Here is a 23228-nt window from a genome sequence, read left to right as displayed (position 1 = left end):
TGGAAACGCTGCGCATGGGTCGTGGCTGCGGTCAGTAGTTCTCGGAGTTCATTAGTAATCATCCTTCAAAGGTAGCTGCTACTGCCACAACTCCCAAGCCCAAGGGATCACAAATCTGTCGCTGTCATTCACGGTAAATAAGGGCGAAAAACTTCGAATTTCTGGCCGCTATAATTCCCCGAAGATATCAATAACCCCGGCGATTTACTCCTACTTTCGTAGTGCAGGGATCGTTCCGGGGTTTTCAAAGCGCACATTATCATATCCATATGGATAATCCAAGCCCAGCCCAAGTACAGCTGTCCCAGTGGTTTTCATCTGCGCGAATGAGCAGGTACGCCGATCATCCATCACCAGAAACGCTCTACCTTTGGAATACTCACCTCACGAAAACCTATCTCGCAGACATCGAACACCTCGAAGTACTCCTCCGAAATAGCATTCACAATGCCCTAACCGGAAGGTACGGCGAGCGATGGTTTGACGACGATCGAATCCCTTTCAACGATGCAGCGAAGAAGAATATCCGCAAAGCGAAGAAACGGGCCGGGAAGGAAGGTGCACCACCAGGAAAAATCATCGCTGAACTCAGCTTCGACTTCTGGCGTTTCCTCTTGAGTAGTCACTATCAGGCGAGTATCTGGCCCCAGGTAAAGAAGGCGTTGAAGAGAACGCCTGACAGTAGACAGCAGTTTGAAGAACTTGTAGTCATTGTTTACAAAATGAGGAATAGGTGCTCTCACCACGAATCAATCGTTCAACAACGCGATAGAGCCCGTGAAGTCGCACATCTCGACTCCGTTGATAACGCTATTCAAGAAGTAGCGGACTTCATTGATCCTCACGCCGCGGTATGGATCAAAGACAATTCACGCGTCCCCGCTATACGGGCACAACGACCTTAATCCATTGACGCTTTCTTGATACGTCGTACTGGCCTAGCGAACTCAGGCCACTGAAAAAGAAAAATCTCGAGACACCGACCGGAACGATGTCTCGAGACTTCACAGCGTGCCCGGGGCGGGACTTGAACCCGCACGTCCTATAAGGACACTGGCACCTGAAGCCAGCGCGTCTGCCAATTCCGCCACCCGGGCAGGGTATTGATGTCTTGGCGACTAGCTAACCTTAGCACGCAGTCCAACAGATTCTACAAATCCGCTGGCAAACCCGAACTTTCCAGGGAACTATAGGCCGCGCGTCTACGTTAAATAGAGGAAAGCAACCTATACTGACCGCTGCTATACCTCTCCCTTGAACATCCCGAAAGGAGGACGGCGTTACCCTATGGCATTTCTTGACAAGCTCGCCAAGCTGGATTCTTCCTTGCAACGCGGACTGGACAACGGCATGGCCTTTGTCTTCGGCGGTAAAGTCGTCCCCGCAGAGATTGAGGAGCTTCTCAAGCAGGAGGCGCAAGACAATCTGTCCCGCGGTGATGATGGCAAGCTTTATAGCCCCAACGTCATGACCGTCGGCGTGTCCTCCAAGGACATCGAGAATCTCTCACAGGACCGGGATGTTCCCAAGGATCTAGCTGATCAGCTCACCCGCTTCATCCGTAACAGTGGCTGGTCCCTCGCCGGGCCGGTCATCGTCCGCATCGCGGAGGAGTCGGGACTGCGGACTGGGCAGTTGCGCGTGTCCTCTTTTTTGGATCACGAGCCCACCGAAGAAACCGGATTCGATGCGATTTTCCACCACGACCATGGTCAGGAGGACTCTATGACCCAGCCGCACAACGCCGACGAGGCCGCAACCACCGCCTTCATGGCCCCCACCCCGAATCAGCCAGCGCCGCAGGGCCCTGCGGTGACGCTCATGTTGCAGGACGGCTCCTCCCGCGTCTACCACGTGCAGGAGGGCTCCAATATTCTGGGCCGCAGCAACGACGCGGACCTGCGCCTGCCGGATACCGGTGTGTCCCGCCAGCACGCGGAGATCACCTGGAACGGCCAGGACGCCGTGCTGGTGGACCTGCAGTCCACGAACGGCACCACCGTCAACGACACCCCGATTGAGAACTGGCTGCTTGCCGACGGCGACGTGATCACCCTCGGTCACTCCCACATCGAGGTGCGCATCACCGGCCTCGAAGACCAGGGCTACTAAGCCGCCCGGCAAGTGTTCCCAGATTCTTAGCGTAAGGACTTTTCATGGATTCGATCGTGCTGCTCTCGCTGCGCATCGGCCTGCTGGTGTTGCTGTGGCTGTTTATCTTGGTCGCGCTCAACGCCATGCGCCGCGACGCCAATAAGGCCGCCGGCGTCTACCAGGCATCGTCCCCGGTGAAGGGGGCCCAGAGGCGTCGCGAAGCGCCGCGTGAAATCGCCATCGTGGACGGGCCGCTGCGCGGTTCCCACATGGAACTGGGCACGCTCGAAGACTGTACGATGGGCCGCGCGCAAGACTGTGACTTTGTCACCGGTGATGATTTCTCCTCCGGCCACCACGCCCGCCTGTTCCGCAGGGGCAGCGAGTGGTTCGTGGAGGACCTCGAATCCCGCAACGGCACCTTTGTTGGTGGCGTTCGCATTGACCAGCCAGAACGAGTCGGAGTCGGCTCCGATATCAAACTTGGCCGAACGACCGTGAGGTTGATGGCATGACTTTAAGCCTGACTTTTACTGCAGTGACGGACCGCGGATTGGTCCGCGAAAACAATGAGGATTCCGCCCACGCGGGCCCGCACCTGCTGGTGCTGGCCGACGGCATGGGTGGCCACGCTGCCGGCGAGGTCGCTTCCACCACCATGGTGGAGCACATGGCCTCCCTCGAGCGTGATCCGGGCGACAACGACATGCTGGCCCTGCTCGGCGCGGCGGCGGAAGACGCCAATGCGGCGATCCGCGAGCACGTGGATGAGCACCCGGAGACGGAGGGCATGGGCACCACGCTGACCGCCCTGCTTTTTAACGGCTCCGAGTTCGGCGTGTGCCACGTGGGTGATTCCCGCGGCTACCGGCTGCGTAAGGGGAAGCTGACCCAGATCACCAAGGATGACACTTATGTGCAGTCCCTAGTGGATGAGGGAAAGCTCGATCCGGAGGATGTCTCCTCCCATCCGCAGAAGTCGTTGATCCTCAAGGCCTACACGGGCCGCCCGGTGGAGCCGACTCTCTTTATGCTCGATGCTGAACCGGGCGACCGCCTCCTGCTGTGCTCGGATGGCCTATCGGATCCGGTAACGGCCTCCACCATCGAGCAGGCGCTGAAGCAGGGCACGGTCGAAGAGGCCGCTACCACCCTGCGGGATCTGGCGCTGCGCTCCGGCGGCCCGGACAACGTCACCATTGTGGTGGCGGAAGTCGTGGAGGCGGAGGGTGACGAGGACTCCCCCATCACCGTCGGAGCCATCCAAGGTGTTGTTCCGGAGCCGACGCACCCGGATTCTTCCGCGAGCCGCGCCGCAAAGCTGATCTCGCCCCCAAAAGCCCAGGCCGCTGAGGAGAAGCCCCAGGAGGAACCACAGCGGCGGCCCCAACGAAGCCGGATTGGGTGGAAGGTGATTGCATGCCTTGCCATCGTCATCGTGCTCGTCGTCAGTGGCGGGCTCTGGATGAAGAATTATCTGGGCAATAACTATTACGTGGCTACGGATGAGGGTGGCACCCTCACCATCCAGCAGGGTGCGGATTATGAAATCTTTGGCCGCCCGCTGCACCACACGTATCAGAATGCGTGCCTGGGCAAGGACAATGCACTCAAGCTCGGGTACGGAGAGTGCGCGGGCGACTTTGCGCCGTTCACGCTGAAGGATTTGCCCGAATCCGAACGTGCCGCTGTGGGCAACCTGCCCTCCGGCTCCTATGACGAGGTGCAGACGCAGCTGTCGCAGCTCTCGGACAAGGCGCTCAAGCCTTGCCCGAAGGCCTCGAAAGACGGAAAAGACGGAAAAGATGACAAGAGCGCGTCCAAAGGAAACTGCCGGGAGGTGAAGTAGGTGAGTAAATTCTTCTCCCGCGGCACCGAATTCGGCCTGCTCGTGCTGGCCACCGTGGTTTTCGCCATCACCTTGGTCAGCCTTGAGCTGTCCCAAGGCAACGTGCTGACACTCGATGTGCTCTACCTCGTCGGCGGTTTCATCGGCGTCTTTGCTGTCGCTCACTTGGTGCTCTGTTTCCTAGCACCCTATGCGGATCAGCTCATGCTGCCCATCGTCGCGGTGCTCAACGGCACCGGGCTCATTCTGTTGCAGCGCCTCGATCTAGCTAACGGAGGCGGGCTGGCGGTGCGGCAGGTGATGTGGACCATCGTGGGCCTCATTCTCTTCGCGCTGGTGCTCGTCCTCCTGCGTGATCACCGCTCGCTCACCCGATACTCCTATATCTTGGGTGCGCTCGGCCTGATCCTCCTCGCATTACCCCTGGTGTGGCCGCAGCCGCCGGGCGTCGACGCCCGCATCTGGCTGTGGCTCGGACCCTTTTCCATCCAGCCGGGTGAGTTCTCCAAGATCCTGCTGATTTTGTTCTTCGCCATGCTGCTGACCCAGAAGCGCTCACTGTTCACGGTGGCCGGCTACAAGTTCTTGGGTATTTCCCTGCCGCGCCTGCGGGATCTCGCCCCCATCCTGGTGATCTGGGGCATCGCGATTGTCATCATGGGCATTTCCAATGACTTCGGCCCGGCTCTGCTGCTGTTTAGCACCGTGCTCGGCATGCTCTTTATGGCCACCAACCGCGTGAGCTGGCTGCTCATTGGCGTCATCCTCGTGGGCATCGGTGGCTTCGGCATCTACCAGGTCTCGGAGAAGATCCAGCAGCGCTTCTCCAACTTCCTGGATCCGCTGGCTAACTATGATTCCACCGGCTACCAGCTCTCCCAGGCGCTCTTCGGCATGTCCTCCGGCGGCATTACCGGCACCGGCCTAGGCCAGGGCCACCCGGACATGGTTCCGGTGGCGCACTCGGACTTCATCCTGGCCGGAATCGGTGAAGAGTTCGGGTTGGTTGGCCTCGCCGCGGTACTTGTGCTGTTTGCCATGCTCGTCTCTCGCGGCTTCCGCACCGCGCTGACCTGCCGTGATACCTATGGCAAACTGGTCTCTTCAGGGCTGGCCCTGACGCTGGCCGTGCAGGTCTTCGTCGTCACTGGCGGCATCTCCGCGCTGCTGCCCATGACGGGCTTGACCACGCCGTTCATGTCTGCGGGTGGCTCCTCGCTCATGGCCAACTACATGCTGCTGGCCATCCTGCTGCGCATCTCCAACGCGGCACGCCGCCCGGCGCGCGAGCTGAGCTCAAACGCACCCACTGACACGTCCATGTTCCCCGCCGTCCAGGAGGCCATCCGATGAACCGATCGATCCGCCTCGTCGCCCTTTTTTCCCTCATCCTCACTGCCATCCTCCTGGTAAACCTCACGGTGGTGCAAGCGTTTTCGACGGATAAGTACGCCCATAACCCTAAGAACGTTCGCGGCTACCTGGAGATGCGCACGACCCCGCGTGGCCAGATCTTCGCTGGCAACACGGTGCTGGCGCAGTCCACTGCCGACGCCGAGGGCAACTACTCCCGCTCCTACCCCGCCGACTCCCCGGCCTTTGCCAACATCACCGGCTACCTCTCGGAGCGCTTCGGCGCCTCCCAGCTGGAGGCCTCCCAGAATGACATCCTCAATGGCAAGGATGATTCGCTCCTGGCGCGCAATTGGCTCGATATACTCTCCGGCAAGCCGCAAAAGGGCGCGAACGTCGAAGTCACCGTCGATCCAGCCCTACAGCAAACCGCCTACGATCAGCTCGCTGGACCGGGCTATAACGGCGCGGCCGTAGCCATCCAGCCCTCGACGGGCAAGATTTTGGCCATGGCCTCCTCCCCCAGCTTCAACGTCTCCGACCTGCTCGGTGATAACGCTGGCGAGAAGTGGGAACAGCTGCAGAACCAGGAAGGCACCCCGCTGGTCAACCACGCCACGCAGGACACCCTTCCCCCTGGCTCCATCTTCAAGATCATCACCACTGCAGCAGGCCTGAACAACGGCTTCGAGCCGAACTCCACGCTGACCGGCGCAGCGTCCATTACGCTGCCCGATACCGTCACGGAGCTCACCAACTACGGCAACCAGTCCTGCGGCGGCGCGGACAGCGTCACCCTGCAGACGGCCTTCGCGCTGTCCTGCAACACGGCCTTTGTGCAGATGTCGGAGAGCATCGGCGCCGATGAGCTGCGCAAGTACGCCGAGGGCTTCGGCGTGGGTGAGAAATACTCGTTGGGTGTTAATACTTCCGCTGGCGCGCTCGGTGAGCTTGGCGACGGCGCCCAAGTCGCCCAATCCGCCATCGGCCAGCGCGACGTGACCATGTCCGCCCTCCAGGCAGCCATCATGGCCGGCACCATCGCCAACCAGGGCAAGCGCATGGAACCCTACCTGGTCAACCGCATCACCGATGCCCAAATGAATGAGCTGCGCACCACCACACCACGTCAGGCCGCCGAAGCTGTGGATGAAGAAACAGCCAACACCATCAAGGACCTCATGTTCGCTTCCGAACGCAGCACCTTCGGCTACGACGGAAACGGTTTTGCCTCGAAGACTGGCACCGCCGAGCACGGTGAGGGCCTCGCCCCGCACGCGTGGTACGTGGCCTTCGACCCAGACAAGGACATCGCGGTGGGCGTCGTGGTCAAGGACGGCGGGCACCTTGGCCAAAATGCCACCGGTGGCCAGGTCTCCGCGCCCATCGGCCGTGCCATCCTGCGCGCATACGGAGGTGAGCAGTAGTGAATAGTGCAGATAACAAAAAGCACCTCCAAGAACTGATCGGTGAGGACTACCAGCTGCAGTGGATCGTCGGCCACGGCGGCATGTCCACGGTGTGGCTGGCGGATGATGTCCACAATGACCGCGAAGTCGCCCTCAAGGTCCTGCGCCCCGAGTTCTCGGACAACAACGAGTTTCTCTCGCGCTTCCGCAACGAGGCCAAGGCGGCAGAGTCCATTGATTCCGAGAACGTCGTGGCCACCTACGACTACCGCGAGCTCGAGGACAACGGCCGCACCTTCTGCTACATGGCCCTGGAGTACATCCGCGGCGAATCCCTGGCAGACCTCTTGGCTCGCGAGGGCGCGCTGCCGGAAACGCTGGCGCTCGACGTCATGGAGCAGGCCTCCCACGGCCTGTCCGTGATCCACCACATGGGCCTGGTGCATCGCGATATCAAGCCCGGCAACCTCATGATTACCCAAAACGGGCAGGTCAAGATCACCGACTTTGGCATCGCCAAGGCCGCCGCCGCCGTGCCGCTGACCCGCACCGGCATGGTCGTCGGCACCGCCCAGTACGTCTCCCCCGAGCAGGCCCAGGGCTACGAGGTCGGCCCAACGTCGGATGTCTATTCACTCGGTGTGGTGGGCTACGAGATGCTGGCCGGCAAGCGCCCCTTCAGCGGTGATTCCTCGGTATCGGTGGCGCTGGCGCACATTAGTCAGGCGCCGGAGCCCTTGTCGACGTCGATTAGCGCGCCCACCCGGGAACTGATCGGCATGGCCCTGCGCAAGGACCCCAACACCCGCTTCGCTGATGGCAACGAGTTCACCAATGCGATCTCGGCCGTACGCCAAGGCCAGCGCCCGCCGCAGCCCAAATCCGCAGCACTCGCGCCCATCGCCGATGAACCCTCACCCTCCGCCTCGACGGAAATGCTGGCCAACATGGCGCAGCCCACCACGGTGCGACCAGCCGTCCAGCCTTCTACACCGCAGCCGGAGGAGCGCCCCGACAAGAAGGGTGGTTTCGGCACCGGGTTGCTCATCGCCGTGGCCATCGCCGCCCTCGTGGCCGTCGGACTCATGGCCTACCGGATGTGGGGGAACACGGCACCGACCCCACCACCAGCGCCGACGGAGGTCATCGTGACGGAGACAGTTGTGCCGGAGACCACGGAGGAAGAGGAAACGGAAACCCCCGAGACTGTCGAGATCACCACCGTCGAGGAGGAGCCGACCCGGGTCACCGTTACCACGACGCACTCGGTCATCCCCGCCCCGCCGGTGACCACGGAACGCACGACCCATCAGGAGCCGCCCGAGTTCCCTACGGAGGAGACGCAACCGCAGGTCAATGACAGCCCAACGCCCGCGCCCGAACTAGACTCACAGAGCAACCCCACCGAAGAATCCGCACTACAGGGAGGCCAGTAACCCACCATGGTCAGTGATCGGTACCACCTCCGCCAGTCCATCGGCACCGGCGGCATGTCCGAGGTGTACGAAGCCGAGGACTCCGTTTTGGGGCGCACCGTCGCCATCAAGATGCTGCGCCCCGACATGGCGCGCGACGTCAACTTCCGCGAGCGTTTCCGCCGCGAGGCCCAGAATTCCGGCAAGCTCAATCACCCGAACATCGTTGCCGTCTTCGACACGGGTGAAAAGGACGTCGAAGGCCTGATGGTTCCCTATATCGTCATGGAATACGTGCAGGGCCGCACCTTGCGCGACATCGTCCGTGAGGATGGCCCCATGCCGGTCGAAGAAGCCGCGCGCGTGCTCAAACCGGTGGCGGATGCTTTGCAGTCTTCCCACGAGGCCGGGATTATCCACCGCGATATCAAGCCGGCCAACATTATGCTGACCAACACCGGCCAGGTGAAGGTCATGGACTTCGGCATCGCCCGCGCGCTGGATGATTCCACGTCGGCGATGACGCAAACCTCTGCTGTCATCGGCACCGCGCAGTACCTTTCGCCGGAACAGGCCCGCGGCAAGCCTGCCGACGCCCGCTCTGACGTCTACGCTTTGGGCTGCGTCATGTATGAAACGGTTACCGGCCGCACGCCGTTTGAAGGTGAAACACCTTTTGCGGTGGCTTACCAGCATGTGCAGGAGGATCCGGCACCACCCTCGGAGCTCATCACTGAAGATCTGACGGAACGGCAGCGGCTCGGCGTCGACGCCGTCGTGCTCACGGCGATGGCCAAGCACCCTGCGGACCGCTACCAATCTGCTTGGGAAATGGGCGATGACCTCGAGCGTTTGGCCCAAGGCCAGCTGCCGGAGGCAGCACGCTCCCACGTCAACGATGAGGATCACCCCACCACGATGGTGGCACCCGTGGCCGCGCAGCACCGCGCACCGGTGGCCTCGACTCGTCCCTCTGAAGACGATGAGTCCGGCTCCGGTCTGAAGTGGCTGGCGGCGCTGCTCGCGGCCTCTCTCGTCGCCATCATTGGTTATTTTGCCTGGGACTTCTGGGATAGCTCCCGCCAAGAGGCCCGCGAGCGCGAGCAGGAGCAGCATGAAGCAGCCCAGCGCGCGAACATGGTGACTATCCCGAAGGTGGCCAACCGCCCGCGCAACGAAGTGGTGGAGGAACTAGAGAAGCTTGGCCTGCTGGTAAGCATCAACGAGGAAGCCAGCCCCGATGTACCGCGCGGCAAGGTCATCCGCATCAACCCTGCGGAAGGCTCAGAGCTGCAGAAGAACTCCTCGGTCACGCTGACGGTGTCCTCCGGCAAGGAGGTCACCGAGGTCCCGGATCTCACCGGCATGAAGCTGGATGAAGCCACCGCCGCGCTGGAGGAAGCCGAGCTAGAGCTCCACACCGACGTCGAGCAGGTGAACGATGAGGCCCCTGCGGGCGAGATCATTTCCCAGAACCCGGCGGGCGGTACGCAGCTGTCCAAGGGTTCGAAGGTGCGGATCACCGTCTCCAAGGGGCAGAAGGAAGTCAGCGTCCCGGATGTCAGCGGCATGGATCGTGAGCGCGCGGTCGAGATGCTGTCCTCCATGGACTTTGACGTCAACGTGAACTCGGTGGACTCTGAACTTCCGGAAAACCAGGTGCTCAGGGTCGTCGAGAAGGGCCAGAAGCTTCCCAAGGGCAGCCAGGTCACCCTGGAGGTCTCCAACGCGATGCTCATCCAAGCGCCGGACCTGACGCGCTCTACGCAGCAGGAAGCTGACTCCGCGCTGCGCGCCAAGGGCTGGTCCGGCTCCTTCGAGGTGGGCGAGCGCATCCCGACGTCTAACCCGATCGACAGCGACAAGATTGGGTGGGCGTCGGCAAGCCGCGGTGATGTCATCCGCAAGGATGAAACCATCCACATCCGGTTCTGGGAGTTTGACCCGGCAGCACTGCTGCCGCAGTAGCTCTCATTGCCGCAGCTGCTAAGGTATTCCACAGATTAACCCCCCTATTCTTCGTGAAGGTGTAACAATGCCAAAGTCCAAGATCACGACGGAGGGCTCCGCACTCCCGCAGTCCTCCAGCTCTGCTACTAACCGTACCCCGGTCAAGATCAACTCTGAGGGCACCCCGAAGTGGTACATCGCCATCATGCTGGGGCTCATGCTCCTCGGCCTGCTCTGGCTGGTGGTGAACTACCTGGCGGGCGAGTCCATTCCGTTCATGCAGGAGCTGGGCCCGTGGAACTACGGCATCGGCTTCGGCCTGGCCATCATCGGCCTGTTGATGACGATGGGCTGGCGTTAGTTTTCATCGCCGCCAATGAACTCCTCGAGGTTCTATAGCATCGCCGGTGTCGGCTGCATCATTCTGGTGATGCTCACCGTCACGGTGGACAAAAGCTTCCTCACCCCTGGCGCACTCGTACTCGCCGGCCTCGGTGTCACGCTGACGCCGCTGGCCCTCCGCTACCCTCTTGTGGCGGCCTGCGGGTACGGTGCGCTTTTTGCGCTGACGGTGTGGCTCTCGGAGTGGCGGTCTTTCCTGCTCTTGGCGTGGAGCCCCGTCATCGTGGGCATCGTGGCGTTTCGCACGCGCTGGCTGTGGGCGGTCCTTCCAGCGGTGGCGTACACCTACCTCGTCACGACGGATCCTGCGAACAACTATCTTCCGGATTTCGATCCCTTGAACCTGTCGCTGCCTCTCATCTTGTATGCGGTAGCCATCGTCATTGGGGCCGCGCTGCGCAAAAACCGGGACCAGCGTCTTGCCGCCGAACAGCGCGCCGCCGAGCAACGCGAGGCGCTGATGACCGCCCTTCATGATTCGGTGGCTGCGACGCTAACCTCCGTGGTCATGCGCTCCGAAACCTTGGCGCTGACCCAAACGGACCCTTCCGCGGCTGACTCCGCGGAAGCGATTGCTAACGACGCCCGCCGGGCCATGGGCGAGGTCCGTGATCTATTGCGCGTGATGAAGAATGAGAGCGTGACTCAGGGAGTTAAGTCCTTGGAAGAAGACCTCGACACCATGGTTAGCTTCCTGAGCAGCCACGGCTTCCACTGCGAAGCACAGATCAATGTAGGCAAGAACGGTGAGCTCGCGCTACCGGAAAAGCTCTCCCTCGTGTTCTCTGAACTCGCCATTAACATCCTCAAGTACGCTCGCCCTGAATCCCGTGTGAGCATCGAGGCCACCGGCAGCTCCAAATCCATCGACCTCGTGATCACTTCCGAGATTGCGGCGCAACAATCACGCCAGTACATGACGACGAATCTGGGCTTGGGGGAAATCGCCCGCCGTGTTCGCAGGATGCACGGCAGCTTCGGCAGCGGCAAAGAAGGCAATCTCTGGGTCACACGCCTTTCTCTTCCGGCCGCCTGCCTAAGGAAAATATAGTAAGATTGCCCGATAGTCCGCTATTTCTTAGATTTTAAAAGGTTCGACATGCGTACTTCCCTCGCCGTTGCCGCCGCAGCACTCGCGCTGTTCTCGGCACCAATTGCCAGCGCTGCTGAGACTCCCGCTGAAACCAACGTTGACGCTGCTGCTGAGACCACCGAGTCCACCGGATTCACCTTCTACAGGTCGTACGCGAGCGAATTCGCCGACCACTTCCGTTGCTCCACCAGCCCCCAGCGCTGGTGGTGCGGCTAAACTGTTTCTCCATGAGCATTCGGGTTTTCCTCGTTGATGATGATGAGCTCGTTCGCTCGACGCTCCGCGTCTATTTCCAGACCACCGAGGACATCACGGTGGTCGGTGAGGCAACCAACGGCGCCGATTGCTTAGACCAGCTTGAAGAAGCCAAGCCGGACCTCGTCCTCGCCGATATTCACATGCCGCACATGGATGGCATTACGCTGCTCAAGCACCTTAACTCCGGACCGAATCCCCCGACGTTTTTGGCGGTGACCGCCTTCGACTCGGATGACACGATGCTAAAGATCCTGCGGGCGGGCGGCGCGGGCTATATCTTGAAGAACCAACGCCCGCGCTCCATCATTGAGGCGGTCCGCGCCGCCGTGGAGGGTGGCACCGTCGTGGCACCCGCCGCCATGCACCGTTTGGTCGACTACATCGGTGAGCCCGCCACCCCACGCGATCCCGTCGCCGCCGCCATTGAGAGCCACGAGCTTCACGACGCCGAAATAGCCGTCCTCAAACTCCTCCTCGCCGGCAACTCCAATTCAGAGATCGCCGCCGCCACCCACTATTCCGAGTCCGCCGTGAAGAAGCACGTCTCACGCCTCCTCACCATCTTCGGCGCCAGCACGCGCCTAAACCTAGTGACGAAGATTCTGGGTGGCACTGGTTCCTAGTCCGAACTTCACTCTAGCGACAGAACCCCTTTTCGTAATACGATTACGGTTATGAAAACCATCAATGGACAACCGATTAGCGAAGAGCAAGTTGATGAATGGGTAACGGAAGCCGAAAAGGGTTACGACGTGGAGACTCTTCGTACTCGGGGGCGGAAACCCCGCGACAACCAGGCCGCAAAGATTGTCTCGATTCGCCTTTCGCCCAATGAAATTGCGGACCTGGATAAGTATGCCGCAACCCATGGATGGTCTAGGTCACAGGCAATCCGTGAAGCATTAAGAAAAGCCATTTAAAGAAAATGGAGACCCTTAAGCAGTACCGCGCTCTGCTCGATTAACGGGCTTCTCCCCCAAATGGCGGAGGCAAAAGATTGCCTGCTTAGGCGATGTTTCTCATGCCCCTGATCAATATCGTCAGAGGTATGAACACCGCATTCACTGCTCGAGACATCACCGTCTCCTTCGCCGGACATGAGGTTGTCCACGGCGCGAACCTGACGGCATCTCCCGGACGGATCACCGCTTTGCTTGGTCCGAACGGCGCCGGCAAATCCACCACGCTCCGGGCTGCCCTCGGGTTGGTCAAAGCCACCGGAACGAAGCACATCAATGGCACCATCGGGCTGCTCCTCGACGATGGCGGCCTCGTTAGCAGTCTCACCGGGCGTCAGCATCTCCAAGCAATGGCGAGGCTATATGGCGTCGATAAGCATCGAGTGCAAGAAATTTTAGAGCTGGTCGATATGTCGCACCGATGCGACCGGCAGATCAAAACCTACTCGTTAGGCATGAAGCGTCGTATAGCGCTAGCGGGAGCTCTGTTACAAAATCCCGACATCATCATCTTGGACGAGCCGTCTTCTGGTCTTGATCCTGACGGCATTCGTTGGTTAGGGGAAGTCTTGTGTGCGGAAGCTTCCCGTGGGAAGGCAATTATCATGGCAACCCATCATCTGGCTGAAGCAGCCGCAGTCGCCCACGACGTAGTCATCATTTCTCGTGGTCACACCACATTCACAGGCGTTCTCAGTGAAATCCCCGACCTTGAAGCCACCTACTTCGCCCACACTACGAAAGGCTAGACGTGAAATCCGAGTTTTATACCCTTCGTCACCTCCCGAACGTGCGAATCGTCGCCATACTCGCAGTTATGATGGCGGGCATCAGCGCTGTCCTGCAGTGGGCACTTCCGTTCCTTTTGAAAATTGACCCGCCACAAGTCGGTGACAGTCCTACGGGCCAACAGGTGCAGGCGCTTATCGACGGCTCCGACCCCACGACGTCCAGTTTCCAATTGGCCGCCCTCGACATCACAGGTTCTGGCCAGTCGACAGGCATTTCAATCTTCCTCATCGCCATTGTTGCACTCACAATCACCGCAGCTAGCTACCCATTTTCCAGCGGTGCAGTGGTGTGGAAGGTGGTTGGCGCTGGTTCGCGTATGAAATGGGTGCGTTCTTTGATCACGGTTGTACTTAGTACCGTCCTCCTAGTGTGCGCGGGAGCCTGCGTTCTTAACTCGCTGATCGCACTGGTTGCGGCTCCGATGAATGATGTTTCACTGGTTGCTTCTGCTTCTAACGTCGCCGTCGTGTGGCTTCGGGGCAGCTTGGCGGTGCTACTACTGACCCTCGCGATCATCGGTGTCGTCTTAGCCATACGGAGGATCGGTCCAGCCATCGGCGTTATTGTCGCAGTGTTAATGGCAGGAGTGATCTTGGGAACTATCGGCGTCATGGCCGGGTGGGAACCGTATTTTTACAGTTGGCTTCCTTCTTCTGCTGTGTCAATTGCTGGTGGACAGGGGGCAACGCAGACTATGAATCCATGGGTAGGTATAGCTGTCCTTGCCAGCTGGTCGGTTGTGAGCATGGGACTTGGGCTCACCCGCTTTCACCGGGCAAATCTTTAACATGGACTACATGGATCGCCTTTCAGCCAGAGACATCGCTCTCGCTGTCATCGTTCTAGCCCTTGACCTCGTTGGGTTCCTGGTGGCTAGCTCGATGGACCCAACCCCCTTCAATACCGCATTGTCTCCAGCGCAGTTCTGGCTGATTCTTGGTGCCATCATTGCCAAAGGCATCCTCCTACTGTGGCGCCGTAAATTTCCCTTAAGCGTCCTACTCGGGATTTCTGCTACTGAGCTCCTGTGGTCCCTCTACTGTCTCGTCACCGCAGACCACAGCCTCGGCTATAACGGTATCGCTGCCTCGGTGGCTGCGTTTTCGCTAGCGCTGCACACGAAGTCAAAAACCCGCGACTCTATTTCCCTCATTATCTCGGGTCTCATTGTCGGCACCCTCCGCGCCATTGCCATGCCACCGCTGGGAGGAATCGAGCCTCCACTTTTTACTCTGCTCACAGCCCTGGGCTGGATGCTCCCCCTCATTGTGCTCTTTGCTATTGGACTCGCTGTCCGCAATAACCGCGAGCTCACCGCATCCCTCGCCCGCCAAGCAGAACTCGCTGAGGAAAACGCCGTTATCGAAGAGCGCGCCCGCATTGCGCGGGAGCTTCACGACACCACCGCCCATCACCTCTCAGCCATAGCCATCCAAGCTCAAGCCGCACAGGCATGCATCGATGTCAACCCCATCGCTGCCAAAGAACATCTCCAACACGTGACCTCGTCGACGACGAAGGCACTCCAGGATGTCCGCGCGACCGTTGGCAAGCTCTCGGTTTCCGATGCCGAAATACACCGCATCCCTCAGCCGACAAATTTACCTGCGCTAATTTCGGAAGTTCGCGCTCTGGGACAGGTAGTAACGTTTTCGGACACTTCCCACTTGTCGGAGGGCGAGTTGATTGCGGCTTATCGAATCACCCAAGAAGCTCTGACAAATGCCCGCAAACATACAACAGGCGCGCCTGTTGATGTCATGCTGAGCGATGATGAACTGCGGATCATCACCCGCGGCGCTTTCACGCATAGCCCCACGGGCCGTGGCACCATCAGCATCCAAGAGCGCGCCCGTGCTGTCGGTGCAACCGCTTTCAATGAACCTACCGAAGATGGTTGGCTGGTGCTCATTACCTGGAGGAAGCCATGATTCGAGTCTTGTTAGTTGATGACCAACCTCTGATCAGACAGGGATTAAAGGCAATCTTCGAGGCCACCGGAGAGATCCAAGTTGTGGCTGAGGCAGCTTCTGGAAATGAGGCTATAGCGGCTGCTAAAGCACGCGACATTGACGTGGTGTGCCTCGACATCCGCATGCCTGACGGGGACGGTATCTACGCGACCACGGAGATTAACAAGCAAGACAATCCCCCAGCAGTCATCGTGATCACGACCTTTGACCTAGACGGATACGTCTTTGGCGCCCTCGAAGCCGGTGCCTGTGGCGTCATGCTGAAAGACTCCCCAATGACCGACCTCATTCAAGGCGTCAAACACGCGGCCTCAGGTGAAGGCATGGTCGACGCTGCGGTTACTAAAAGGGTGATTGCGGAATTTGGTCGGCGGAAAGCGCGGGCCACGGTAGATTCAGCCCTACTCACGCCGCGCGAACTCGAGTGCGTACGGGCCCTGGGTAAAGGATTGACCAACATCGAAATCGGGCGCGAGCTGTATTTGGAGCCTTCTACGGTCAAGACTCATTTGTCATCTGCGATGGCCAAAGTGGGAGCTAGTTCGCGAGTACAGCTCGTGATCTGGGCATTTCGCGCAGGAGTGGTGAGCTAACTAGGGTGAGCGATTCCCAACACCACCCCGCAACCGGAGCACTGTTAACACCTTGGGTACAAAGTTATCCACAGGGTGGGGATAACTCTGTGGAAAACGAATTCCACAGCTTTTCTCCACACCCTGTGGATAAGTGTTTTCACGCTTCCCACAGCCCGCACAAAAACTTCGAACACAACCGATTAAGCTGCTGATCTGCGGTTATCTTGGCGCACACGTTCGGTAAATTACAAAAATGTAGTTATCCACAATGTGGATAACTTATGTGGAATTCTTTCGCACAGAGGTTTTGGTGGATAACACGCCCGAGTTATCCCCAAAGCCCAGCTCGCAGCGCCGCTGCAACAGCAGCTATCACCCCGATAATCCAAATCCCCAGCCAACGCAGCCACGTGCGTTTGCGAAAGAGGAATGGTGCCAACAGCAGTCCTGTGAGCAAACCGCCCAAGTGCCCCCACACGGAGACGTTCTCCGCCACGAAGCTGTAGACAACGTTGGCTACAACGAGAACGATGGGCGCGCGCAGGTCTAGACCGCGGCTGCGGTACACGCCAATGAGTAGTCCCATGAGCGCGAACAGGGCTCCGGAGGCGCCCACCGTAGGCGTGCCGAAATCCATCCACAGCACTGCGGCGGAAGAGCCCACAATGGAGATGAGATAGGCCGCCGCATACAGCGCACTGCCCAGGGCGCGTTCTACTTCCCTGCCCACAAAGAACAGCATCACCATGTTGACGAGGAGGTGCCCGGCGTCGAGATGCATGAATCCAGCCGTGAGCACCATGGAGGGGTGAGCGGCCACATCCGGCCCCCACAACGTCCAGTCCTGAGCCAAGGAGCTTTTGTAATACGGGGTAACCAGGGTCTTGGCCTGGATGGCCGTGACCAACCATGCCCCAATGCACAGCACCATGAACACCATGGTGACTGGCGCCGAACGAAGATAATTTTTCACGCAGACTCCTAAAACAACGAGCCCGCCACCACATCACGTGGCAGCGGGCTCGGATGAAAAGTTAAGAACGCTTAGGCGATCTCGATGGACTCGATGACAACGTCCTCAGCCGGACGGTCCATGCGGTCGGTGGAGACCTTAGCAATCTTGGACACCACGTCCTGAGAAGCCGCATCGGTGACCTCACCGAAAATGGTGTGGTGGTTGTTCAGGTGCGGGGTCGGCGCCACGGTGATGAAGAACTGGGAGCCGTTGGTGCCCGGGCCGGCATTCGCCATGGCCAGCAGGAACGGGCGGTCAAACTGGAGCTCCGGGTGGAACTCATCCTGGAACTGGTAGCCGGGGCCGCCACGGCCGGTGCCAGTCGGGTCACCGCCCTGGATCATGAACTGGTCGATGACGCGGTGGAAGATAGCGCCATCGTAGAACGGGCCAGACTGCTCACCCTTGGCGTTCTGGGTGGTGTAGTCCTTCTCGCCCTTAGCCAGGCCGATGAAGTTCTCAACGGTTACCGGTGCGTGGTTACCGAACAGGTCGATAACAATGTCACCGTAGTTGGTGTGCATCGTTGCAGTTGCGGTCTTCTGAGTCATGCCAGCCATTGTATGGAAATTTCCACCAATGCGTTGTTCCGGCGCGACGCTGTCAGCGATCTGCGTAGGGTTACAAGCATGATTCGCGCCATTCTCTTCGATCTCGATGACACCCTCATGGACCACACCGCCGCGATGCATGCGGCCGTTGAGGAGTGGCTGCCGGGCGGGCACCACAAGCGCTTCGCCGAGATTGAGCGTAAGTGGTTTGCCGCCTACGAGCGCGGCGAGGTCTCCCACCAGGGCCAGCGCGTGGAGCGCTGCCGCGAGTTCCTGGGCCGCCCGGAGATGACGGAGCAGGAGGCGCTGGCGGAATATGACAAGTATCTGGCCGCCTACGAGAAGCATTGGCAGGCGCTTGGCGACGCCCTCCCCACCCTCCAGCATGTCCTATCCCTGGGCCTCAAAGTGGGCATTTTGACGAACGGGGCCCGTGAGATGCAGGAGGGCAAGCTCAAGGCAGGCGGACTCGACCTGCCAGGGGTGGAGCTCTTTCCCACCGTGGAGATGGCTAAGCCAAAACCGCACCGAGAGGCCTACCTCGAAGCCTGTCGGCGCTTAAAGGTGGAACCGGGCGCCACTCTCATGGTGGGTGATTCGGTGGCCAACGACGTCGAGGGTGCCCGGGCCGCGGGGCTCAAGGCGCTGCACTTCGATAGGGCCGGAAACGGAGACATCGCCGCGCTCAGTGAGCTGACGGCGACGAACGGTTTAAATCCAAAGATTTAAACCCCTAGAGGCTGGCGCGGACCTCGTCGCGGGCGAGGACCATGTTGCGCAGGGAGGCCTCGGTCTCCTCATAGCCGCGGGTCTTCAGGCCGCAGTCCGGGTTGACCCACAGGCGCTCGACCGGCACGTTCTTGAGTGCCGCGCGGATGAGCTCGGCCATCTCCGCCACGGACGGGATGCGCGGGGAGTGGATGTCATAGATACCCGGGCCGATCTCAGAGTGGAACTTCTCATCGATGTCCTCCAGCAGCTCCATGCGGGAGCGGGCCGCCTCGATGGAGGTGACGTCGGCGTCGAGGCCGGCGACGGCGTCGATGATCTGGCCGAACTCCGAGTAGCAGAGGTGGGTGTGAATCTGGGTGGTTGGCTTGGCCTCGAGCGCTACGAGGCGGAAGGAACGCACCGCCCAGTCGAGGTAGGCCTTGCGGTCCTGCTCACGCAGCGGCAGCAGCTCGCGCAGGGCGGGCTCGTCGATCTGGATGATGTCGATGCCGGCTTCCTCGAGGTCGCGGACTTCGTCGGCCAGCGCTACGCCAAGCTGGTCGGCCGAGACGGACTGGTGGACGTCATCGCGCACGAAGGACCAGGCCAGGATGGTCACCGGGCCGGTGAGCATGCCCTTGACGTGCTTCTCGGACAGGGACTGCGCGAACTTCGCCCACTCGGTGGTCATGGCCTTCGGGCGGGAGATGTCGCCGACGACGATTGGCGGACGGGTGCAACGGGAGCCGTAGGACTGGACCCAACCGTTCTCGGTGACGACGAAGCCGTCGAGAAGCTCGGCGAAGTACTGCACCATGTCGTTGCGCTCCGGCTCGCCGTGGACCAGGACGTCCAGGCCCAGGCGCTCCTGCAGCTCGATGACGGACTTCACCTCGTTGCGCAGTGCCTCGGTGTAGTCGGCGTCGGAGAGCTCGCCCTTGCGGTGTGCGGCGCGGGCGGCGCGAATCTCAGCAGTCTGCGGGAAGGAGCCGATGGTGGTGGTCGGCAGCTGCGGCAGGCCGAGGGCCTCCTGTGCCTTGTTGCGCTCGGCGAACTCCGGCTGGCGCTGAACCTGGCCCTCCGGCAGCTGCGCGGTGCGGTCCTGCACTGCCTGGTCGTGGGTGCGGGAGGACTCGGCGCGGGTGCGCACGGCGCGGTCGGCCTGCGCATAGGCCTCCGGGGTGTCCAGCGGGCCGGCGGCGAGTGCGACGACCTCGCGGATCTTCTCATCAGCGAAGGCGAACCAGGTGGCGACGTCCACCGGAAGGGAGGTCTCCGCCTCCACGGTGTGCGGCACGTGCTGGAGGGACACGGAGGTGGTTACGGAAACGCCTTCGCCGAGGCTCTCGAGCTTCTCGCGCAGGTCGCGCAGGTTGGCGGCCCAGACGTTGCGACCATCGACCAGGCCGGCGGCGAGGTGGGTGGCCTCGGCGAGCTTGGCCACGCGCTCGAGGTAGGAATTATCTAGGGCCAGGGTGCCGACGGACAGATCCACCTGGACCGCTTCCGGCTGCAGCTCGGCGATGACATCGAGGCCAGCGTTGAGGGAACCATAGGGCGTGGTCAGGTAAACCTGCGGGCGCTTCTCCGCGCTCAGGATGCGGCCGTAGGCACTCTTGAGTGCGGCGGCGAGGGTGGAGTCGTCAGCGGCGACGAGGTCGGCGACCAGGGCGGGCTCGGCGAGCTGAATCCATTCGACGCCGGCGTCGTGAAGCTCAGCCAAGACGGTGAGGTAGGACTCGACTGCCTGATCGAGGTGGTCCAGGGGCTGCTTGGTGGCACCCTCGGCCTGCTTGGACAGCGCCAGCAGGGTCACCGGGCCGACGAGGACTGGGCGCACGGTGTGACCGGCGGCGCGGGCCTCCTCGACGATCTTCAGCACGCGCTGCGGGCGGGCGCTAAAAGCCTGGTCATCGGTGATCTCAGGAACGATGTAGTGGTAGTTGGTGTCGAACCACTTGGTCATCTCCAGCGGCGCGGTGTCCTTGTTACCGCGGGCCAGGGTGAACTCATCATCGAGGCTCTCGCCCTGGGCAGCGCCCACGGTCAGCGCGGTCTCGAGGACATGGTCGTAGTAGGCAACATCGGCCGGGATGGCGTAATCCTCCGTGAGGCCCAGCTCCTTGAGGCGGGCGTAGGTGTCGAGGCGCAGGGAGTGCGCGGCGGATTCGAAGGTCTCGGCGTCGATCTTGCCGGACCAATAGGACTCCAGCGCGCGCTTGAGCTCGCGGTGGGCACCGACTCGTGGGTAGCCCTCAATTGTGGCCTTGGGGAAGGATGCGGTCATGGGATGACTCCAATTCGATTAAGCAGGTCAGTCGTAATGTCTGGATTGTTGTGCGTGTAGATGTGCAGCCCGTCGGCGCCGGCGTTCATCACCGACTTCGCCAACGAGGCCGTAATCTGCATGCCGATTTCTTTCTCTTCCTCGGGGGAGGTCGCTGCCGCGAGCTGGTCAAGGACCTTGGTCGGCCCGTCCAACCCGGACAGCTGGCACATTCGCTCCACCCGAGCGCGGCTAGTCATAGGCATGATCCCGGGGATGAGCGGAATGCGCACACCCGCCAGCCGGGCGCGCTGGGCAAAGCGGACGTAATCCTCCGCGTCGAAGAAAAGCTGGGTGATGGCGAAGTCTGCGCCGAGGCGCTGCTTGGCCAAGAGGACATCGATGTCCTCGTCCGGCGTCGCGGACTCGGCGTGGCCGTTGGGATAGCAGGCCACGCCCACCGCCAAGCGGCCGGCCGCCAAGCGCGCCACGCGGTCGGATTCCCAGCGGCGGATGAGCCGGACCAGGGAATCAGCGTGCGGCAGGTGACCTTCGGGCATGCCGCCCTCCGGTAGATCGCCGCGGAGGGCGAGCAGGCCGCGGACTCCGGCGTCGACCAGCGTGTCGATCCAGGCTTCCAGTTCCTTCTCGGTGCCGGCGGTGCAGGCCAGGTGGGCCAGGGGGCGCATCGCGGTATCGCGCGAAATCTTCTCAATGAAGGCCGCGGTTCCCTCCAGCCACCCGGAGCGTTGGGAGCTGGTGACGGCGATGTAATCGGGGTTATACGCGGCGAGCGTGGCGAGCAAACGGTCGATCTTGGCAGCGTCCGCATCGTGGCGCGGCGGGATCACCTCGAAAGAGAGAGCGGTGCGCTTGAGCTCCTTGGGCGTATCTTCGCTGATTTGGTCTAGTGGTGCGGATGCGGAAAGTCGCGGGGACATGCTCACCTCCTCTGCAGGTTATCGTTGTTTATCGTCGGTGTTGATGTCCCAAAACGTACCAAGCTGTCCATTTCTCGCGAAAGGGTTTTAGTATTGATGATACCTTTAGAACCCAGTCAGCTGCACCGTTAACGCAAACCCACAATGAATAAAAACCCGCCCCATCCGTACAAAGCTGTCTATTTTCTTTGAACAGCTCGCGGCCTTGCGCATTTGGTGGCGGGACCTGCGCGCCGCCACTACGCTGAAAGGGAGTATCCAGCGCGAACGCGGGCACACCCCGGTTCGGCGCCGACAATCACTCCATAAACAGTTGTCCAACACAAATCACCTCAGTATTGACATAAAGGAGCACCTGAGCCCATGAACCCCGCCGCCCTGTCCACAGCCATCAGCGCCACCTCCGCCCTGGTGGAGCGCCTCAAGGAACGCCGCGATGAAAAGGCTCGCGAGGCCTACTCCGTCCTGGAGACCGCCGCCGCCCGCATGGAAGAGCGCGATGGCGATTGGTTCTCCGAGGCCCGCCGCGAAGCGGGTGCCGTAACCAAGGCCGCGCACTCCCGCCTCGAGCGCGCCCTGGAGGACCTGAAGGAACGCAGCGAAGAAGCCACCGAGAAGCTCTCCGAGGCTGCCGCGGAGGCCCAGGACAAGGCCTCCAAGAAGTGGGAGAAGACCCAGAAGCAGGCGGAAAAGAAGGCCTCCAAGGCCCGCAAGCAGGCTAAAAAGAAGGCTTCCAAGGCCGAAAAAAAGGCCCGCCGCATCAGCGGTAAGGACAAGAAGAAGGGCTCGAAGATCTGGCTGATCTCCGCGCTCGTTGCCGCCATTGCGGCCATCGGCGGCGGCATCTACTACTTCTTCACCCAGAAGAAGGAGAAGGAGTCCGCCGTCCCGCCGCGCGTCGAAGACTTCTCCTCCCCGTCTGCACCGCAGGGCTCCACTTTGGTCTACACCTCCACCACTGAGGACGATGCCAAGAAGGAGTCCGACCTGGCTGAGGAAGGTGTCGTCGAGCGCGACGAGGAGCTGTTGGGCTCCCTGGATGAGCAGCTGGCCAAGCACCGCGAGGAAGAAACCGCTATTCAGGACGCCGTCGAGACCGAGATCGAGGTCAGCAACGCCGACAAGAAGGATGCCGACACCTCCCGCATCACCGACGACCACGAGTCCGAGGGCAAGCACCGCCTCCACACCGAAGAGGAGAACTAATCCCCCATCCTTGGGGGTGCGTGTTTCGTTGCCTTGATCTCACTCCTTTGCCTGCACGGGGCCGACCTGCTTGAATCGAGGGTTAATCGGCATCGATCGTGAAGGATCGGTGCCCGCGCGCAGTTTTGCGCCGCCACCGTATCAGCAGTAGGCAAGGAGATCAGGAATGAGCTTCGAATCACTCATCGTCAAGCTCAAGAGTGGGGACACCTTCTATTTTCCGGCCGGTGCCGTCAGCGGTGATCCGTCCACCCGCGTGGATAACCTGCGCTTTGCCATCGAAAACGGCACGCAGTTCACCTCCGTCGATGACTACGGCGTCGACCGCGAGTTCAACGGCTACGACGTGGACAACTACCACTTGGCTTAAGCCGCGCAACCCGTTACAGCGATCCTTCTTTGCTGTAATCTGAATC

The 23228-nt window shown here is 60.9% G+C and carries 24 protein-coding genes and 1 tRNA gene; 20 read left to right on the top strand and 5 right to left on the bottom strand.

The window, feature by feature from the left end:
- Positions 1–269: 269 nt before the first annotated feature.
- Positions 270–905 carry an Abi family protein gene (locus tag QKE52_RS10755; RefSeq protein WP_070546042.1) on the top strand — a complete coding sequence of 212 codons (636 nt, stop codon included), beginning with the start codon at positions 270–272 and terminating at the stop codon, positions 903–905.
- A gap of 107 nt (positions 906–1012) precedes the next feature.
- Here the strand turns inward: QKE52_RS10755 and QKE52_RS10750 are convergent.
- Positions 1013–1097: transfer RNA gene (locus QKE52_RS10750), tRNA-Leu, on the bottom strand.
- A gap of 190 nt (positions 1098–1287) precedes the next feature.
- Between QKE52_RS10750 and QKE52_RS10745 the strand changes: the two genes are divergently transcribed.
- The 16 genes from QKE52_RS10745 to QKE52_RS10670 all read left to right on the top strand — a co-directional run bounded on the left by QKE52_RS10745 (position 1288) and on the right by QKE52_RS10670 (position 16140).
- Positions 1288–2112: a DUF3662 and FHA domain-containing protein gene (locus tag QKE52_RS10745; protein ID WP_070512829.1), complete on the top strand. Its 825-nt coding sequence runs from the start codon at positions 1288–1290 to the stop codon at positions 2110–2112.
- Between the two features lie 44 nt (positions 2113–2156).
- Positions 2157–2609, top strand: coding sequence for an FHA domain-containing protein (locus QKE52_RS10740; protein ID WP_046648650.1), 453 nt, complete (start codon positions 2157–2159; stop codon positions 2607–2609).
- Positions 2606–3943: a protein phosphatase 2C domain-containing protein gene (locus QKE52_RS10735; RefSeq protein ID WP_347948775.1), complete on the top strand. Its 1338-nt coding sequence runs from the start codon at positions 2606–2608 to the stop codon at positions 3941–3943. The genes QKE52_RS10740 and QKE52_RS10735 overlap by 4 nt, the downstream gene beginning before the upstream one ends.
- Positions 3944–5296, top strand: a complete 1353-nt coding sequence (locus QKE52_RS10730; protein ID WP_070517667.1) for an FtsW/RodA/SpoVE family cell cycle protein — start codon at positions 3944–3946, stop codon at positions 5294–5296.
- The gene (locus tag QKE52_RS10725; protein ID WP_070517666.1) at positions 5293–6723 is read left to right on the top strand and encodes a penicillin-binding protein 2; all 1431 of its coding nucleotides are present in this window, start codon (positions 5293–5295) and stop codon (positions 6721–6723) included. Before QKE52_RS10730 ends, QKE52_RS10725 begins: the two co-directional genes overlap by 4 nt.
- Positions 6723–8141 (top strand): serine/threonine-protein kinase, encoded by a 1419-nt coding sequence (locus QKE52_RS10720; RefSeq protein ID WP_070512838.1) that lies wholly within the window; start codon positions 6723–6725, stop codon positions 8139–8141. Before QKE52_RS10725 ends, QKE52_RS10720 begins: the two co-directional genes overlap by 1 nt.
- Before the next feature lie 6 nt (positions 8142–8147).
- Complete coding sequence (gene pknB / locus QKE52_RS10715) at positions 8148–10088, top strand: Stk1 family PASTA domain-containing Ser/Thr kinase (protein ID WP_347948774.1); 1941 nt, start codon at positions 8148–8150, stop codon at positions 10086–10088.
- A gap of 67 nt (positions 10089–10155) precedes the next feature.
- Positions 10156–10431, top strand: a complete 276-nt coding sequence (gene crgA, locus QKE52_RS10710) for a cell division protein CrgA (RefSeq protein WP_010188168.1) — start codon at positions 10156–10158, stop codon at positions 10429–10431.
- Between the two features lie 15 nt (positions 10432–10446).
- On the top strand, positions 10447–11523 hold the full coding sequence (locus QKE52_RS10705) for a histidine kinase (protein WP_070512845.1): 1077 nt from the start codon (positions 10447–10449) through the stop codon (positions 11521–11523).
- Between the two features lie 48 nt (positions 11524–11571).
- Positions 11572–11781, top strand: a complete 210-nt coding sequence (locus QKE52_RS10700) for a hypothetical protein (RefSeq protein WP_049156615.1) — start codon at positions 11572–11574, stop codon at positions 11779–11781.
- Positions 11782–11792: 11 nt separating this feature from the next.
- Positions 11793–12446: a response regulator transcription factor gene (locus QKE52_RS10695; RefSeq protein WP_347948772.1), complete on the top strand. Its 654-nt coding sequence runs from the start codon at positions 11793–11795 to the stop codon at positions 12444–12446.
- A 51-nt stretch (positions 12447–12497) separates the two neighbouring features.
- Entirely contained in the window at positions 12498–12743 is a 246-nt protein-coding gene (locus QKE52_RS10690) for a ribbon-helix-helix domain-containing protein (RefSeq protein ID WP_083315630.1), read from the top strand.
- 128 nt (positions 12744–12871) lie between these two features.
- Entirely contained in the window at positions 12872–13531 is a 660-nt protein-coding gene (locus QKE52_RS10685; RefSeq protein WP_070710525.1) for an ABC transporter ATP-binding protein, read from the top strand.
- Positions 13532–13533: 2 nt separating this feature from the next.
- A complete protein-coding gene (locus QKE52_RS10680) occupies positions 13534–14361 on the top strand; it encodes a hypothetical protein (RefSeq protein WP_347948771.1) in 828 nt (275 codons plus the stop codon).
- Positions 14362–14371: 10 nt separating this feature from the next.
- On the top strand, positions 14372–15505 hold the full coding sequence (locus tag QKE52_RS10675; protein ID WP_070716730.1) for a histidine kinase: 1134 nt from the start codon (positions 14372–14374) through the stop codon (positions 15503–15505).
- Complete coding sequence (locus tag QKE52_RS10670) at positions 15502–16140, top strand: response regulator transcription factor (protein WP_070710516.1); 639 nt, start codon at positions 15502–15504, stop codon at positions 16138–16140. The genes QKE52_RS10675 and QKE52_RS10670 overlap by 4 nt, the downstream gene beginning before the upstream one ends.
- A gap of 310 nt (positions 16141–16450) precedes the next feature.
- Here the strand turns inward: QKE52_RS10670 and QKE52_RS10665 are convergent, their stop codons facing one another.
- Together QKE52_RS10665 and QKE52_RS10660 are read right to left on the bottom strand one after the other, a co-directional pair.
- On the bottom strand, positions 16451–17095 hold the full coding sequence (locus QKE52_RS10665) for a rhomboid family intramembrane serine protease (RefSeq protein WP_347948770.1): 645 nt from the start codon (positions 17093–17095) through the stop codon (positions 16451–16453).
- A 71-nt stretch (positions 17096–17166) separates the two neighbouring features.
- Positions 17167–17697, bottom strand: a complete 531-nt coding sequence (locus QKE52_RS10660; protein ID WP_070444478.1) for a peptidylprolyl isomerase — start codon at positions 17695–17697, stop codon at positions 17167–17169.
- Between the two features lie 69 nt (positions 17698–17766).
- Between QKE52_RS10660 and QKE52_RS10655 the strand changes: the two genes are divergently transcribed.
- The gene (locus tag QKE52_RS10655) at positions 17767–18417 is read left to right on the top strand and encodes an HAD family hydrolase (RefSeq protein WP_347948769.1); all 651 of its coding nucleotides are present in this window, start codon (positions 17767–17769) and stop codon (positions 18415–18417) included.
- A 4-nt stretch (positions 18418–18421) separates the two neighbouring features.
- Here QKE52_RS10655 and metE read toward each other — a convergent pair whose 3' ends face one another.
- Together metE and QKE52_RS10645 are read right to left on the bottom strand one after the other, a co-directional pair.
- Complete coding sequence (gene metE / locus QKE52_RS10650; RefSeq protein ID WP_347948768.1) at positions 18422–20686, bottom strand: 5-methyltetrahydropteroyltriglutamate--homocysteine S-methyltransferase; 2265 nt, start codon at positions 20684–20686, stop codon at positions 18422–18424.
- Positions 20683–21606: a methylenetetrahydrofolate reductase gene (locus QKE52_RS10645; RefSeq protein WP_046648671.1), complete on the bottom strand. Its 924-nt coding sequence runs from the start codon at positions 21604–21606 to the stop codon at positions 20683–20685. Before QKE52_RS10645 ends, metE begins: the two co-directional genes overlap by 4 nt.
- A gap of 363 nt (positions 21607–21969) precedes the next feature.
- Between QKE52_RS10645 and QKE52_RS10640 the strand changes: the two genes are divergently transcribed.
- Both QKE52_RS10640 and QKE52_RS10635 read left to right on the top strand, forming a co-directional pair.
- Positions 21970–22812: a hypothetical protein gene (locus QKE52_RS10640; protein WP_347948767.1), complete on the top strand. Its 843-nt coding sequence runs from the start codon at positions 21970–21972 to the stop codon at positions 22810–22812.
- A 166-nt stretch (positions 22813–22978) separates the two neighbouring features.
- Entirely contained in the window at positions 22979–23182 is a 204-nt protein-coding gene (locus QKE52_RS10635; RefSeq protein ID WP_049156598.1) for a hypothetical protein, read from the top strand.
- Positions 23183–23228 lie beyond the last annotated feature (46 nt).

It is taken from the genome of Corynebacterium sp. c25Ua_47, from assembly GCF_039907205.1.
GTDB lineage: Bacteria > Actinomycetota > Actinomycetes > Mycobacteriales > Mycobacteriaceae > Corynebacterium > Corynebacterium hiratae.
Note: the sequence above shows the minus strand (reverse complement) of the source record. Positions and strands in the feature narration are given on the sequence as shown.